Origin of the sequence: Pseudoxanthomonas sp. LjRoot125 (genome assembly GCF_964252705.1) — a bacterium.
Lineage (GTDB): Bacteria > Pseudomonadota > Gammaproteobacteria > Xanthomonadales > Xanthomonadaceae > Pseudoxanthomonas_A.
The window spans coordinates 2,066,514-2,082,601 of sequence record NZ_CAXUOY020000001.1 but is presented as its reverse complement, the minus strand read 5'-3'; the positions used below and the strand labels follow the sequence as shown (position 1 = coordinate 2,082,601).

General features: G+C 67.2%; 12 protein-coding genes. 11 read left to right on the top strand and 1 reads right to left on the bottom strand.

Annotated features, from left to right (window positions below; all coding sequences use genetic code 11):
- Positions 1 to 124 precede the first annotated feature (124 nt).
- From ACSION_RS09600 to ACSION_RS09550, 11 genes are all read left to right on the top strand, one after another.
- Positions 125 to 2,371 (top strand): methyl-accepting chemotaxis protein, encoded by a 2,247-nt coding sequence (locus ACSION_RS09600; protein WP_435305791.1) that lies wholly within the window; start codon positions 125 to 127, stop codon positions 2,369 to 2,371.
- 168 nt (positions 2,372 to 2,539) lie between these two features.
- A complete protein-coding gene (locus ACSION_RS09595; RefSeq protein ID WP_435305790.1) occupies positions 2,540 to 5,161 on the top strand; it encodes an EAL domain-containing protein in 2,622 nt (873 codons plus the stop codon).
- Positions 5,162 to 5,319: 158 nt separating this feature from the next.
- Entirely contained in the window at positions 5,320 to 5,724 is a 405-nt protein-coding gene (locus ACSION_RS09590; protein WP_435305789.1) for a hypothetical protein, read from the top strand.
- Between the two features lie 97 nt (positions 5,725 to 5,821).
- On the top strand, positions 5,822 to 8,047 hold the full coding sequence (locus ACSION_RS09585) for a methyl-accepting chemotaxis protein (RefSeq protein ID WP_435305788.1): 2,226 nt from the start codon (positions 5,822 to 5,824) through the stop codon (positions 8,045 to 8,047).
- A gap of 103 nt (positions 8,048 to 8,150) precedes the next feature.
- Positions 8,151 to 9,062 carry a CheR family methyltransferase gene (locus ACSION_RS09580; protein ID WP_435305787.1) on the top strand — a complete coding sequence of 304 codons (912 nt, stop codon included), beginning with the start codon at positions 8,151 to 8,153 and terminating at the stop codon, positions 9,060 to 9,062.
- A complete protein-coding gene (gene cheD / locus ACSION_RS09575) occupies positions 9,059 to 9,661 on the top strand; it encodes a chemoreceptor glutamine deamidase CheD (RefSeq protein ID WP_093485649.1) in 603 nt (200 codons plus the stop codon). Before ACSION_RS09580 ends, cheD begins: the two co-directional genes overlap by 4 nt.
- Positions 9,661 to 10,731: a protein-glutamate methylesterase/protein-glutamine glutaminase gene (locus ACSION_RS09570; RefSeq protein ID WP_435305786.1), complete on the top strand. Its 1,071-nt coding sequence runs from the start codon at positions 9,661 to 9,663 to the stop codon at positions 10,729 to 10,731. The genes cheD and ACSION_RS09570 overlap by 1 nt, the downstream gene beginning before the upstream one ends.
- A 230-nt stretch (positions 10,732 to 10,961) precedes the next feature.
- Positions 10,962 to 12,152 carry a methyl-accepting chemotaxis protein gene (locus ACSION_RS09565; protein ID WP_093303005.1) on the top strand — a complete coding sequence of 397 codons (1,191 nt, stop codon included), beginning with the start codon at positions 10,962 to 10,964 and terminating at the stop codon, positions 12,150 to 12,152.
- Positions 12,153 to 12,289: 137 nt separating this feature from the next.
- The gene (locus tag ACSION_RS09560) at positions 12,290 to 12,910 is read left to right on the top strand and encodes a sensor histidine kinase (RefSeq protein ID WP_435305785.1); all 621 of its coding nucleotides are present in this window, start codon (positions 12,290 to 12,292) and stop codon (positions 12,908 to 12,910) included.
- Positions 12,907 to 14,622: an EAL domain-containing protein gene (locus ACSION_RS09555; protein WP_435305784.1), complete on the top strand. Its 1,716-nt coding sequence runs from the start codon at positions 12,907 to 12,909 to the stop codon at positions 14,620 to 14,622. The genes ACSION_RS09560 and ACSION_RS09555 overlap by 4 nt, the downstream gene beginning before the upstream one ends.
- A complete protein-coding gene (locus tag ACSION_RS09550) occupies positions 14,615 to 14,872 on the top strand; it encodes a GIY-YIG nuclease family protein (RefSeq protein ID WP_435305783.1) in 258 nt (85 codons plus the stop codon). Before ACSION_RS09555 ends, ACSION_RS09550 begins: the two co-directional genes overlap by 8 nt.
- 9 nt (positions 14,873 to 14,881) lie before the next feature.
- Here ACSION_RS09550 and ACSION_RS09545 read toward each other — a convergent pair whose 3' ends face one another.
- Positions 14,882 to 16,051, bottom strand: a complete 1,170-nt coding sequence (locus ACSION_RS09545) for an ATP-binding protein (RefSeq protein ID WP_435306691.1) — start codon at positions 16,049 to 16,051, stop codon at positions 14,882 to 14,884.
- Between the last annotated feature and the right edge of the window lie 37 nt (positions 16,052 to 16,088).

The following is a 16,088-nucleotide window of genomic DNA, read 5'->3' as shown; positions in this document are numbered from 1 at the left end:
GGTCGCATACCCGTCTTTCGTCGTAGGGGCCGTAAAACCCCTGAATTTCCTGCAGCCACCGCCGCTATTGCAGGTACGGGCATTCCGCCCGCGCAGGCCCCGCGCCTGACCCCCGAGATCCCGCATGAACATCAACGCCAAGCTCGCCCACGCCCTCTCCAACGTTCCCCTCAAGCGCAAGTTCTTCCTCCAGACCCTCCTCGTCGCCGTTGGCACCATCGCGCTGGCCGTCGTCGCCGCCCGCATGCAATACCTCGACCTGACGGGCACCCGCCAGGCGGGCCTGAAAGCGCAGACGGAGATGGCGCTGGGCGTGATCGAGGGCTACGCCAAGCAGGTGGAGGCCGGGACGCTCGACGAGTCCGCGGCGAAGGAAGGCGCGCTGGCCACGCTCGCCACGATGCAGGCCAACAAGGGCGTGGACTATTTCTTCGTCACCGACGAAGCGCCGGTGATGCTGATGCACCCCACCCGGCCGGACCTGATCGGCAAGCCGCTGCAAGATGTGCAGAGCCCCGACGGCAAGCACATCTTCCCGGAGTTCGTGCGCGTGGCGAAGGCCGGCGGCGGCACCGTGGACTACAGCTGGGCCAAGGCCGGCGAAGAAGACCCCGTGCCGAAGACCTCTTACGCCGCGCTGTACCAGCCGTGGGGCTGGGTGATCGGCACCGGCGTCTATATCGATGACACCCAGGCGCAGGCGCTGCAGTTCACCTTGATCATGACCCTGGCGGGCGGCCTGTTGGTGCTGCTGAACATGCTGATCGGATTCGTCATCGGCCAGTCCGTCCTGCAACCGGTCTCACGCGCGCTCGCCGCGATCAAGGGCGTCTCGCGCGGCGACCTGAGCGTGCGCATCGGCCGCCACGGCCGCGATGAGGTCGGCCAGATGCTCAAGGCGACCGACGAGATGGTCCACATGCTCGAGCGCTTCTCGCTGGAGACCCGCGAGATGATCCGCCTGCACGAAGCCGAGGACATCAGCCACCGCATGCCGGAGGATTTCCCCGGCGTGTACGGCGAGCTCGCCGCTGGCATCAACACGATGATGTTCGAACACCTGGATGCCTTCCGCGATGCGATCGGCATCCTGCAGCGCTACGCCAACGGCGACCTCAGCCAGGATGCGCGCCGCCTGCCCGGCACGCGGGCCTTCCTGCACGAGGCAATGGACACGGCCAAGACCAGCCTGCTGGCCATCAATGCCGAGATCAACCGCCTGGCCCAGGCTGCGGCCGCCGGCGACTTCGGCGTGCGCGGCGACGAAGCGCGCTTCCGCGACGACTTCCTGGCGATGGTGAAGGGCCTGAACGCAATGATGGCCACCAGCGATCGCAACCTGGCGCAACTGTCCGCCCTGCTGCGCGCGATCGCCGATGGCGACCTGACCGCCCGCATGGAAGGCGACTTCCATGGCGTGTTCGCCACCATGCGCGATGACGCCAACGCCACCGTGGCCCAGCTGACCGAGATCGTCGGCGGCATCCAGATGGCGGCCCTGAGCATCAACACCGCCGCCGGCGAAATCGCGTCGGGCAACTCCGACCTGTCGCGCCGTACCGAGCAGCAGGCTGCCAACCTGGAAGAAACCGCAGCTTCGATGGAGGAACTGACCTCCACCGTGCGCCAGAACGCCGAATCGGCCCGCCAGGCCAACCAGCTGGCCATTGGCGCCGCCGGTGTCGCCTCGCAGGGTGGCGAAGTGGTCGGCAAGGTCGTGTCCACCATGACCGACATCGAACAGTCTTCCAAGAAGATCGCCGAGATCATCTCCGTCATCGACGGCATCGCCTTCCAGACCAACATCCTGGCGCTGAACGCCGCGGTGGAAGCCGCGCGTGCCGGTGAACAGGGCCGCGGCTTCGCGGTGGTCGCCTCGGAAGTGCGTACCCTCGCCCAGCGCTCGGCGAACGCCGCCAAGGAGATCAAGGGCCTGATCGAAACCTCGGTGGACAAGGTCGCCGATGGCTCGGCCCTGGTGAACCAGGCCGGTGCGACCATGAGCGAGATCGTCGCCAGCGTGCAGCGCGTGACCGACATCATGGCCGAGATCTCCGCCGCCTCGCAGGAACAGAGCGCCGGCATCGAACAGGTCAACCAGACCATCACCCAGATGGACGAAACCACCCAGCAGAACGCTGCGCTGGTGGAGGAAGCCACGGCGGCCGCGCGCAGCATGGAAGAACAGGCGCAGGTGCTGACCGAGTCGGTGTCGGTGTTCAAGCTCCAGGCCACGATGAATGCCCCGGTCCGTCGCGTCATCGCCGACGCCATGGCACCGAAGGCGGCCGCGCCCAAGGCCGTGGCCCGCAAGCCCGCCCCGCGCAAGCCCGAGCCGGCCTTCGCCGATGGCGACTGGCAGGAGTTCTGAGCCCCTCGGAGCGGTCGTGGCCCGCCACGCCGCGCCGGCGTCCTGTGACCGCCTTCAAGTAATGCCGTGCCCGGCCGATATGTCACCAGAAGGCACTCTTCCCTGGCTCCCGATGATCGTCGCAGTCCCCGCCACCGCTGACGCCAGCCCCCCACGCAAGGACCTGCCATGCTCCGTCGTACGTTGACGTCGCTGACATCATTGCGTGATGGACCCGTGGCGCCCGCAGAAGCACCACAGGGCAGCCTCTGGCAGGTACTGGAGCAGTCGGTGGACGCCGCGTTCGTCATCGACGGCCGCCATCGCATCGTCCTGTTCAACCCGGCCGCCGAAGCACTGTGGCGATGCCGTCGCGAAGATGTGCACGGCACGCCCTTCATGCGCCTGTTGTCCAGCCCCCAGGTGGATGCCAGCGCCGCTCCTGAAGCCACGCTGGCCCAGCTGATGGGCAGCCACCGCGACGCGGTGATCCGGCGTCCCGATGGCAGTGAAGGCGCCTGTTCCGTCTCGATGTCGAAGATGGTCGTCGACCAGCAGGTCTTCCACACCGCCTTCGTCCGCGACACCAGCGACCAGCAACGGCAGCTCGAGCGCCTGCGCCAGCTCTCCATCGTCGTGGACAAGAGCGACAACGCGATCTTCGTCAGCTCCCCGGAGCGCGAGGTCGTCTACGTCAACAGCGGCTTCACCCGCATGCTCGGCTACCGGCTGGAGGAACTGCGAGGCATCAAGCCCGCGGAGCTGCTCTCCGGGCCGCATACCGATGGAACGCTGGACGAACGCATCGGCCGCGCGATGGCGGACGGCGAGGGCCTGCAGACCGAAGTCCTGCTGTATACCAAGGCCGGCCGCCCGTTATGGCTGTCGGCCGCGATCAATCCGGTTCACGACGAGGATGGCTCCCTGCTCGGCCTGGTGAGCGTGCTCAGCGACATCACCCAGACCAAGATGCACCAGGTGCTGCACAACAAGGTGCTGGATGCGCTGGTGCACGAATGGAGCGTCGCCGACGTGATGACGCTGATCTGCCGCGAGGTGGAGCACATCGCGCCGGAGCTGGTGGTCTCCATCATCACGGTCGACAACGAGGGACTGATGCATGCCCTCGCCTCGCCCAGCCTGCCTGAAGCCTGGGCGCGCAAGATCGACGGCATGTCGATCGGTCCGCGCGCGGGCATCTGCGGCGCCGCTGCATGGCGCGGACGCACCGTGCTGGTGAAGGACATCGCCAGCGATCCGCTGTGCGCCAACACCCGTCACCTGACCACCCCGCTCGGCCTGCGCGCCTGCTGGACCCATCCCATCAAGTCCAGCAGCGGTCGCGTGCTGGGCACGCTTTCTTTCTACTACCGCGAGAACCGCGGCCCGGACGAATTGCACGAACGGCTGGCCGACACCTGCCTGCACCTGTGTTCGCTGACGTTGGAACGCGAGCAGACCAATGAGCGCGTGCACCAGCTCGCGTTCTACGACACGCTGACCGGTTTGCCGAACCGCATCATGTTCAGCGCGAAGGCCGAACAAGCCTTGGCCAACGTCGCCCAGGCCAATGGCACGGCCGCCGTGCTCTTCATCGACCTCGACCGCTTCAAGCGGGTGAACGATGCGCAGGGCCACTCCGCCGGCGACGGGCTGCTGCGCGACATCGCGGCCCGCCTCAGCGAGGAACTCGGTGGCGTCAGCATCGTCGGCCGCCAGGCCGGCGACGAGTTCGTCGCCGTCCTGCCGAATTGCAGCGCCGAACAGGCCGGCAGCGTCGCCGAACGCCTGCTGGGTGCCGTCGCCGCGCCCACCGCCGCCGGCCTGATGACCCTGCATCCCAGCGCTTCGATCGGCGTGGCGATGTTCCCCGACGATGGCCGCGACATCGACCTGCTCGTGCGCCACGCCGACATGGCGATGTACCGCGCCAAGAGCGACGGCGGCGGCGGTTTCCGCTTCTTCAGCGTGGACATGAACCGGCTGGCGCAGGAACGCGTATCGCTGGAGACTGCGCTGCGCGAAGCGCTGCGTCTGGACCAGTTGCAACTGCAGTACCAGCCGCAGGTCGGCGGCAGCGACGGGCACCAGTTGTACGGTGTCGAGGCGCTGCTGCGCTGGCACCACCCCGATCTTGGTGTGATCCCGCCGTCGCGCTTCGTACCGGTCGCCGAAGAATGCGGCCTGATCGCCGACCTGAGCCTGTGGGTACTGCGCCAGGCCTGCGTGCAGATGGCCGACTGGCGTCGGCGCGGCGTGGACATCCCGCGCGTATCGATCAACGTCTCCGCCATCAACTTCCGCGACCCGCAGCTGTCGCTGCAGATCTCCGACCTGCTGGACGAACACGGGCTGGAGCCACAGCACCTGACGCTGGAGATCACCGAGAGCGTCATGCTGGACCCCGACCCGGATGTGCTCGAGAACATCGAAGCCATCTACGTGCTCGGCGTGCGGCTCTCGCTGGACGACTTCGGCACCGGCTATTCCAGTCTCAGCCACCTGCATCGCCTGCCGATCAGCGAACTCAAGCTCGACCAGAGCTTCGTCCGCGACATCGACACCAGTGCCATCGCGCGCACGCTCACCACCTCCGTCCTGCGCATCGGTGAAAGCCTGGGCATGAAGGTGGTCGCGGAGGGCGTGGAGACCGAATCGCAGCACCGCTTCCTGACCGAACAACGCTTCCCGGTGCTGCAGGGCTACCTGTTCTCGCCGCCGCTCCCGCCAGCGCCGCTCGAACAATGGTTGCAGGCTCACCACTACACCGCCGCGCGCGAAAGTGCCGGCGAGCCGGTCGCCGCGGCGTGACGCGATGCGCCGGACGTCCGGCGCAGAAAGTGTGACCACTTTCGCAGTCGCATCCACCCCGCCCGCCCACGTCGAAGAGCGGACTCAAGTTTGCGCCGCGTCCGCCGATCTCAGGCATTGAACCCTTACCTCCCTTCTGGCCCTCCGGAGACATCATCATGAAAATCGCTTCCGTCCTGACCCTGTCCATCGTCGCTGCCGGCGCCGCCCTGTTGATGCCGGCCTCCCCGGCGAACAGCCAGTCCCAGGTCGACAATGCGATCCCGGCGGACATGGCTACCCGCTTCACCGGCAAGAGCGGCACGGTGTGCGGCAAGGTCGGCAAGGCGCGCTTCGCCGAGAACACCGAGGGCACGCCGACCTTCCTGTACATGGGCGGCAATTTCCCGCGCCACACCTTCACCGCGCGCATCCCGGGCGACGCCCGCGCCAAGTTCAAGCCGGCGCCGGAAGAACTGGAGGGCAAGGACGTGTGCGTGATCGGCACGATCGAACGCGACAGTTCGCGCGCGGAAATCGTGGTCAGTTCGCCGTCCAACCTGAAGCTGGCCACGATCCGCTGATCCGATCCGTTTCGCTGACGGGGTGCATGCGCCCCCGTCTTGCCCTGGTCGCACTTGAGAGCGGCGCGTCGCGCGCCCGGTAGAGGAAACAATCCCCATGCAGCGGATCAAGAACTTCAAACTGACGACGAAGATGATGCTGGCCTTCGGCGTCGTACTGGCGCTGATGCTGGTCCAGGGCATCACCGCCTTCATCGGCCTGAACTCGCTGAACGGCGCCACCACCCAAGTCACCGGCAACGTGTTGCCCAGCGTAAAGGCCGCGGGCGACCTGCAGAGCATGCTGGGCGAGTACCGCACCAACTCCTACCGGCAGCATGTGCGCGCCAGCGATGCGGTCAAGGCGGAAGCCAAGGCGCTCGCGGGGACCACCGAGAAGAAGATCGAGCAGTCCATCAAGGACTACTCCAAGCTGATTGCCAGCGCCGAAGAGAAGAAAGCTTTCGACGCGTTCATCAAAGAATGGAAGGCGGCGCAGCAGTCCTACGCCGATGTGCAGGAAATGCTGGACCTCGGCCTGCCCGACGACGCCGTGGACACTTTCATCGGTGCCACCCGCGACCAGCATCGCAAGGCGACGGCCGCGCTGAGCACGCTCATAAACGTCGTCGACCAGCAGGCCAAGGCGGCCAGCGCCGATGCCGACAGCACCTTCACCGCGTCCAGCACGCTGATGATCGTGATGCTGCTGGCGGGCATCGTGGGCGGCCTGGCCCTGGCCTGGTTCTTCGCCCGCGCGATTGCCAATGCCGTCGGCGAAGCCGTGCGCGTGGCCAACGACGTGTCCGCCGGCAAGCTCGACGGCAAGATCGATACCAGCCGCCGGGACGAAGTGGGCCAGCTGCTCACCGCGATGCAGCGCATGCAGACGCAGGTGCAGTCGGTCATCTCCGCGCAGAGCGAAATGGCCACCCGCCACGACGAGGGCCAGATCAGCTACTGCATGGACGACAGCCAGTTCCCGGGTGAGTACGGCCGCATGGTGCGCGACACCAACGCCCTGGTGGCCTCGCACCTGCAAGCCATCGGCGATGCGCTGAAGATCATGCAGCGCTATTCCGTCGGCGACCTGAGCCAGGACATGCCGAAGCTGCCCGGCGAGAAGGCCAACCTCACCGAGACGATGGACGCCACCAAGGCCAACCTGTCGGCGATCAATGCCGAGATCAAGCGCCTGGCCATGTCGGCGGCCTCCGGCGACTTCACCCAGCGCGGCGACGTGGACAAGTACCAGTACGACTTCCGCGAAATGATCGACGGCCTGAACCAGCTGATGGAAACGACCGACGAGAACCTGGGCGAAGTCTCCGAACTGCTGCAGGCCATCGCCCGTGGCGACCTGACCGCGCGGATGGAAGGCGACTTCCACGGTGTGTTCGCCGCGATGCGCGACGATGCGAACGCCACTGTGGCCCAGCTGACCGACATCGTCGGCCGCATCCAGGATGCTTCGACCTCGATCAACACCGCCGCCGGCGAGATTGCATCGGGCAACTCCGACCTGTCGCGCCGTACCGAGCAGCAGGCTGCCAACCTGGAAGAGACCGCCGCTTCGATGGAGGAACTGACCTCCACCGTACGCCAGAACGCCGAATCGGCCCGCCAGGCCAACCAGCTGGCCATCGGCGCGGCCGGTGTCGCCTCGCAGGGTGGCGAAGTCGTCGGCAAGGTCGTCACCACGATGCGCGATATCGAGCACTCGTCGAAGAAGATCTCCGACATCATTTCGGTGATCGATGGCATCGCCTTCCAGACCAACATCCTGGCGTTGAACGCCGCGGTGGAAGCTGCGCGTGCCGGCGAACAGGGTCGCGGCTTCGCCGTGGTCGCTTCGGAAGTGCGTACGCTGGCCCAGCGGTCGGCCAATGCCGCCAAGGAGATCAAGGGCCTGATCGAGACCTCCGTCGACAAGGTCGCCGATGGTTCCAAGCTCGTGAACCAGGCCGGTGCCACGATGAGCGAGATCGTCGCCAGCGTGCAGCGCGTGACCGACATCATGGCCGAGATCTCCGCCGCCTCGCAGGAACAGTCGGCCGGCATCGAGCAGGTCAACCAGACCATCACCCAGATGGACGAGACCACCCAGCAGAACGCCGCGCTGGTGGAAGAAGCCTCCGCCGCTGCCCGCTCGATGGAAGAGCAGGCGCTGGTGCTGTCCGAGTCGGTGTCGGTCTTCAAGTTGCACCATGCCGCGGCACCGGTCGCCGGCAAGCCCGCCGCCGCCAGCAAACCGGCCTTCGCCGTGGTGAAGCCTGCCGTCCGTCCCGCCCAGGCGGCGCTGGAGCCGGCCCTGGCCGATGGCGACGACTGGCAGGAATTCTGAGGCACGCCGCTTGCATCGCATCAGGCCAGCAGTACCGGTTCCCTGTCCCCGCGACAGGGAACCGGCCATGGATCGGCCCTAGCCCTACCGTCCCGAGAATCCGATGTCCGTCAGTACCCGCCCCTCTCCCCCGGCTGCCACGACCCGACGGACGACGACCCCGCCCCTACGCGACGGCGACGCGTCGACGGCGGCGCGCGACTTCGAGTTCGACGACCGTGATTTCCGACGCGTCGTCGACCTGATCCGCCAGCGCGCCGGCATCGCCCTCGCCGACGGCAAGCGCGACATGGTCTACGGCCGCCTGTCCCGGCGCTTGCGTGCGCTGGGCCTGCGCAGTTTCAAGGACTACCTGGACCAGCTCGAACGCGATGGTGGCGACGAGTGGCAGGCGTTCACCAACGCATTGACCACCAACCTCACTTCGTTCTACCGCGAACCGCACCATTTCGAACGGCTGCACGAGGAGCTTCGGCGCCGTGCGAACGACGGTCCGCTCAAGTTGTGGTCATGCGCGTCATCGACCGGCGAAGAACCGTACTCGATGGCGATCACGGCCTGCGAGGCCTACGGCACGCTGACCCCGCCGATCCGTATCCTCGCCACCGACGTCGACACCCAGGTGTTGGCGACCGGCGAACGCGGTGTTTATCCCGTCGAACGTATCGCCAGCCTCGATGCAGGCCTGAAGAAGCGCTATTTCCAGCGTGGCACCGGGCCCAACGAAGGGTTCTGCCGCGTGCATCCCGCGCTGCGCCAGCTGATCGAATTCAAACCCCTCAACCTGCTGGCATCGCGTTACGACGTCGCCGGGCCGTTCACCGCGGTGTTCTGCCGCAACGTGATGATCTATTTCGACAAACCGACCCAGCGCGCGATCCTGACCCGCCTGGTACCGCACCTGGCCGACGACGGCATGCTGTACACGGGCCACTCGGAGAACTACCTGCACGCGGCGGACATCATCCAGCCGTGTGGGCGCACGCTGTACCGGCGCGCGACGAAGGCCGCATGAGCGCCGCCGCCGCCGCGATCGCCGAAGGCAGCGTGATGCGCTATCACGACGCCCGCTTCAAGACCGAAGCCGCCAAGCTGCTGCCGACCCAGTACCTGGTGATCGACAACGACACCGCCCTGGTCACGGTACTGGGTTCGTGCGTTGCTGCCTGCATCCGCGACCCGCTGCTGAAGCTGGGCGGCATGAACCACTTCCTGCTGCCGGACGGCAACGTCGGCGACGGCGCGCCCGCGCGCTACGGCAGCTATGCGATGGAACTGCTGATCAACGACCTGCTCAAGCGCGGCGCCGCGCGCAACCGGCTGGAAGCCAAGGTCTTCGGCGGTGCCAACGTGCTGAAAGGCTTCACCAGCAATCCCGTCGGCACGCGCAACGCGGAGTTCGTCCGCCGCTACCTCGATGCCGAACGGATTCCCGTCATCGCCGAAGACCTGCGCGGGATCCATCCGCGCAAGGTCTGGTACTTCCCCAATTCCGGGCGCGCGGTCGTGCAGCGGTTGCCGCATGCCCACGATGCCGAGGTGCTGGCCGCCGAGTCGGCCGCCCGTGCCCGCCTGTCCAGGGCCCCCGTCACCGGAGGCGTGGAGCTGTTCTGATGAGTAGTACCTCTCCCTGCCGTGTCCTGATCGTCGATGACTCGGCGGTCGTGCGCCAGATCCTCACCGAAATCCTGTCGCGCGACCCCGGCATCGAGGTCGTCGGCTCCGCCGCCGATCCGCTGCTCGCCCGCGACAAGATCAAGCGGCTCAACCCCGACGTGATGACGCTGGACGTCGAAATGCCGCGCATGGACGGCCTGGCCTTCCTCGAGAACGTCATGCGGCTGCGGCCGATGCCGGTGGTGATGATTTCCTCGTTGACCGAGCGCGGCGCCGACACCACGCTGCAGGCGCTGGCCCTGGGCGCGGTGGATTTCGTTTCCAAACCCAAGCTCGATGTCGCCAGCGGCCTGCAAGCGTATGGCGAGGAGATCATCGCCAAGGTCAAGGCCGCGTCGAAGGCGCGCGTGCGCCCGCTCGCCCGTACCAGCGCACCGCGCGTGGACCTGGACGCGACGCTGCCGGCGCCGCCCGCCCTGCGCTTCCGAACCACCGACCGGCTGATCGCGATCGGCGCGTCCGCGGGCGGCACCGAAGCGCTGCGCGTGGTGCTGGAGCAGATGCCGGCCGACGCGCCCGCCATCGTGCTGACCCAGCACATCCCCGCCGGCTTCAGCCGCGCCTTCGCCGAACGATTGGACCGGCACTCGGCGATGGCCGTACGCGAAGCCAGCGATGGCGAGGCCATCCTGCCAGGCCACGCCTACCTGCCGCCGGGCGGTCAGCACATGCGCGTCATCCGCGACGGTGCCCGCTGGCGCTGCCGCATCGATGATGGTCCGGCGGTGAACCGCCATAAGCCCGCCGTCGACGTGCTGTTCCGCTCCGTTGCGCAGAGCGCGGCGGGGAATGCGGTCGGCGCCATCCTCACCGGCATGGGCGACGACGGCGCACGCGGCCTGCTGGAAATGAGCCAGGCCGGTGCGCCGACCCTGGTCCAGGACGAAGCCAGCAGCGTGGTCTGGGGCATGCCGGGCGCCGCCATGCGGCTCGGTGCCGCGAAAGAAGCCGTGCCGTTGGAACGCATCGCCCAGCGCCTGCTGGACCTGGCGGCGGCGATCGCCTGAACGACGGAACTCCCGCTGCGGGACTGATGTGGGAGCGACGTGAGTCGCGATGACGGCTGGCGATGCCTGAACGAAATGCATCGCGACTTACGTCGCTCCCACGACAGCGTGGCCGCGAAGCGGCTACCTCCGTCACAGATCGCCCACCACCGCAAAACCGCCGGATTTCCCGCCTAAAGAGCCGTTCCGCACGGCCGATACTCCACAGTGAGCTTCATCAGAGAGCATCCATGTACTCGCGCATCCTGGTTCGTCTGGCGGCACCCCTCATCCTGACCCTGCTGTTCCCGTTGTCGGTCGGCTTCGACTGGCCCAATGCCCTGCAATGGGCGCTGCTGACGTCGCTGACGTTGGCCTGGCTGATCTTCGCCTGGCTGACGGCGGTCAACAGCCATGTCGTGTCGCCCGAACACGCCACCGTCATCCGCGAGCAGGACGCGTTGCTCACCGAGCTGCGCCGCTTCGTGAACAACGAGATCGAGGGTTCGCGCCACGAGATCGACCGCGCTCGCGAACTGATCCGCGAAGCCGTCAACAGCCTGGGCGGCAGCTTCGACGCCATGAACCGCAAGTCGCGGGAACAGAGCACGGCGATCTCCCGCATCATCGACCGCAACGGCGACGGCGACCGCGCCGGCGTGGACGTCGCGCGCTTCGCCCAGAACGCCAGCCAGCGCATGGAGCAGCTGGTCGAAGCACTGGAGCAGGTCGCCGGCCAGAGCGGCACGACGGTGCACCACATCGACGACATGGCCCAGCACCTGGACGGCATCTTCTCGTTGCTGGAAGACGTCAAGTCGATCGCCGACCAGACCAACCTGCTGGCGCTGAACGCCGCCATTGAAGCCGCCCGCGCCGGTGAAGCGGGCCGCGGTTTCGCGGTGGTCGCCGACGAAGTGCGCAACCTGTCCGAGCGCTCGACCGCCTTCAACGAGCAGATCCGCAAGCTGGCCCACAGCTCGAAGGAATCCATCGCCAAGGTGCGCGATACCGTGTCCAACATGGCCTCGCGCGACCTGGACCGCTCCCGCGAGGCGCGTTCCGAAGCCGCCGGCATGCTGAACCAGGTGGCCGCGATCAACGCCTCGCTGGGCGACGGCATGCGCGAAGTCTCGATGTGCGGCCACGCCATCGACGCCAGCGTCGCCGATGCGGTCCGCTCGCTGCAGTTCGAAGACATCGCCACCCAGTCGCTGGGCAGTGCGGTGACCCACCTGGATCGCCTGACCGCGATCAACAAGGAAGCGCTGGCCCTGCAGGAGCTGCTGCATCGCTCCGGCGGTGCGACCGACAACGAGCTGCTCAGCGCGCTGCGCCTGATCGGCAACCGCCTGCGCGACCAGCGCACGGAGTGGGAGCGTCCGCCGCACAAGCCGGTGGCGCAGCAGAACATGGGCGCGGGCACGGTCGAGCTGTTCTGACCCTCGCGCCACGATTCGGCTGGACCCTCTACGGGGCGATCGCGATGCGGTCGCCCCGTCTTCGTTCCGGGACCGGGGTTTCGCATGCCCGCGCGGCACGGCTGGCATACTGCGGCGACTTCTCCTCGTTCCCGCCGATGCCCACGCCACCGCCGTCCGCGCTGCTGCTCCAGTTGTTCCGCCTGCAGGAAGCCGAGCGTGCGCGCGTCGGCCGCGCCCTGCACAACCAGGTGGGCCAGGCGCTGTCGGCGATCAAGATGGGCGCGCATCTCGTCCAGTCGGAAGAGGACGCCGCGACGCGCGCCGAGGACCTGCACGAGATCATCCGCGCCAGCGATGAGACCGTGGCGATCCTCCGCGACCTGCACGCCACCCTGCATCCGCCGCAGTTGGACGCCATCGGCCTGGACGCGGCGCTGCGCGCGGAGATCGAGCGCACCTTCGAGCCCGGCACGGTGTCGTTCCGGCTCGATCCGTTGCCGCAGGCGCCCGATGCCGGAGTCGCACTCATCGCTTTCCGGATCGGCCAGGCGCTGATGCGCCCGAGTGGCGCGATGCAGGTCGCCCTGGACGATGACGATGACGGCGACGGCTTCGTGCTGACCGTGCAGGATGCGGCCGTCGAACCGGCCGATATCGCGTTGTGGCAGGCACTGGCCGCCGCGGTGGGGGGAGGCCTCGACGCAGAAGGCAGCACGTGCTGGCGACTTCGCCTACCCTATGGCCCCACATCCGCGACGCCCATCGATCCCGCGTGAACACCGAGCACGCCCACCTGCCCCGCCTGCCGCGCCTCGGCGCCGGCGAACCCGACCTGCAGCGGATGATCGATGCGGCGAATGCGGGTGGCACGCCGCTGATGCTGCTGTACCTGGACATCGACCACTTCCGTTCGATCAACGAGAACATGGGCGTCGAGGTCGGTGACGAAGCGCTCGCCATCCTCAGCGACCGCCTGCAGCGCGCGCTCGGCCCGGATGCGCGGGCCTGGCGCCATGGCAGCGACGAGTTCATCGTGGCCGTGCCGCGGCTGCCGGGCACGCTGGCGCCGGAGGCCTTCGGCGACTTCCTGCGCGAGCAGATCGAACTGCCGATGACGGTGCTGCCCTACACGCTGTTCCTGACCGGCACGCTGGGCGTCGCGCTCTGCCCGGAGCACGCCGACAACGCCTCCAGCCTGCTCCAGTGCGCCGAGAGCGCCATGGAACAGGCCAAGCACGAAGGCATGAACCTGGTGCGCCTGTACCGTCGCGGCGCCGCGATCACCGCGCGCAGCGACAGCATCATCGCGCGGCAGATCGTCAATGCGATCCAGCACAACGAACTGCGCCTGTTCTACCAGCCGCAGATCAACGCGCACGACGGACGCGTGGTCGGCATGGAAACGCTGCTGCGCTGGTATTCGCCGGCGCTCGGCCTGCTGGTGCCCGAGCGTTTCATGCACGTGGCCGAGAAACTCGGCGTCATCGTGCAGATCGGCGACTGGGTGCTGCGCAACGCCTTCAAGCAGGCGCGGGTCTGGCGCGACTGGGGCTTCGATGACTTCGAGATCGCGGTCAACGTCTCCACCCTGCAACTGTTGCGGCCCAACTTCGTCTCCGAAGTGCTGGAAGCCCTGCAGGAAGCCGGCATCCCCGCGCAGATGGTCGTGCTGGAAGTCCGCCAGAACGCGCTGGCCAAGGACATGAACCTGGTCCACCGCACCCTGGCCCAGTTGCACCGCGAAGGCGTGCGCCTGACCCTGGACGATTTCGGCATGGGCGATTCCAACCTGGATTCGCTTGTCCGCTTCTCGGTGGACAAGATCAAGATCGACCGCAACTTCGTGAAGGGCGTGCCCTCGGGCAACCGCGAGGTCGCCATCACCTGCGCCATCATCGCGATGGGCCACCAGCTCGGCATGAAGGTGATCGCGCACGGTGTGGAAACCGACATGCAGCTGGGCTTCCTGCGCCGCAACCAGTGCGACATGTTCCAGGGCCATCTGTTCGGTGAACCGATGACGGCCGAGGACGCCGGTGCGGTGCTGCGCCGCCGCTACCTGCGTGCCGACGCCTTCGCGGCGACCAAGCCCGACCGCACCCTGCTGCTGCTCGACGACGAAGAGAACATCCTGCGCTCGCTGGTGCGCCTGTTCCGCCGCGACGGCTACCGCATCCTGGCCGCCAGCAACGTCACCGATGCCTTCGAGCTGCTCGCGACCAACGACGTGCAGGTGATCCTGTCCGACCAGCGCATGTCCGACATGAGCGGCACCGAATTCCTCGGTCGCGTGCGCATGCTCTACCCGGATACCGTCCGTCTGGTGCTGTCGGGCTACACCGACCTGGCCACGGTCACCGAGGCGATCAACCGTGGCGAGATCTACCGCTTCCTGACCAAGCCGTGGAACGACGACGACCTGCGCGAACACATCCGCCAGGCCTTCACCACCCACGAGAACCAGCCGCACCACCGCGCGCATGCCTGAGGCGGCAGCCTGGTGCCTGTACCTGCTGGAGTGCCGCAACGGCGCGTACTACGCGGGCATCACCAATCGCCTCGATGCGCGCTACGCCGCGCACGTGGCCGGCACGGGCGCCAAGTACACGCGGGCGAATCCACCGGTGCAGCTGCTGGCCAGCCGCGCATATCCCGACCGCAGCGCGGCGTCGCGCGCGGAAGCGCAACTCAAACGGTTGCCGCGGGCGAAGAAGCTCGCGTTCTTCGCCCCCCTCTAGGCTACGGCGTCACGCCGCGTCGGCGGTCGGCTGGCGGATCGGCAGGGTGATGCGGAAGCAGGCGCCGGCACCGGGGATGTTGCGCGCCTCGATGCGGCCGTTGTGCTTCTTCACGATGCCGTAGGAAATCGACAGGCCCAGGCCCGTGCCGCTGCCGACCGGCTTGGTGGTGAAGAACGGGTCGAAGATCTTCTGCAGGATCTCGTCCGGGATGCCGTGGCCACTGTCCTGCACGTCGATCCACACCTCGTCCCCTTCCACGCCGGTGCTGACGGTGATGGTGCCACGTTCGTCGATGGCGTGGCTGGCATTGAGCAGGATGTTCATGAACACCTGGTTCAACTCCGAGGGACGGCACTGCACCAGCGGCAACTTGGCGTAGTGCTTCTCCAGCGTGACCTTGTACTTCAGCTCGTTCCAGATGATGTTGATCGTGGAATCCAGGCCCGCGTGCAGGTCGGTCGATTTCCAGCTGTCGTCGCGGCCGGAATAGGAGAAGTCCTTGAGGTTGCGCACGATCGCGGTAACGCGCTCGATGCCCTCGCGCGACTCGGACATCAGCTGCGGCAGGTCGCCGGTGATGAAGTCGATGTCGTAGCGGTCCCGCATCTCCTGGATCTCCGGCAGCATCACCTTCGGGTCCGGCAGGCGCAGCGCGCGCTCGTACACTTCGATCAGCGAGAACAGGCTGTGCAGGTATTCCTGCAGCGAGCCGAGATTGGAATGGACGTAACCGATCGGGTTGTTGATCTCGTGCGCGACGCCCGCGGCGAGCTGGCCGATGGACGCCATCTTTTCGGACTGCACCAGTTGTTCCTGCGCGCCCGCCAGGCGCACCAGGGTCTGCCGCAGCTGTGCATGGCGGCGCTGCAGTTCCTGCTGGCGCGCATGTGCCTCGCTGACGTCGTGGAAGACGATCAGGCAATAGCCGCCATCGCCGGTGTCGTGGCAGTACGCGCGCACCTGCAGCACCAGGCCGTCGGCCAGGGTCAGGTCGCCGTTCCAGCGCCCCTCTTCGCGGGCGACACGGATCGCCTCCGGCGGCAACAGGGCTACCAGTGCCTCGAGCGCATCGCCTTGTTCCGGCACCAGCGCGCGTGCCGACGCATTCGCATGCATCGGACGGCCATCGCCGCGGCACAACAGGTAGCCGTCGTCCATCAGCTCGCCCAAGGCCATCAGGTCGGCAAAGCGCGGCGCCCGCTCGTGCGGGAAG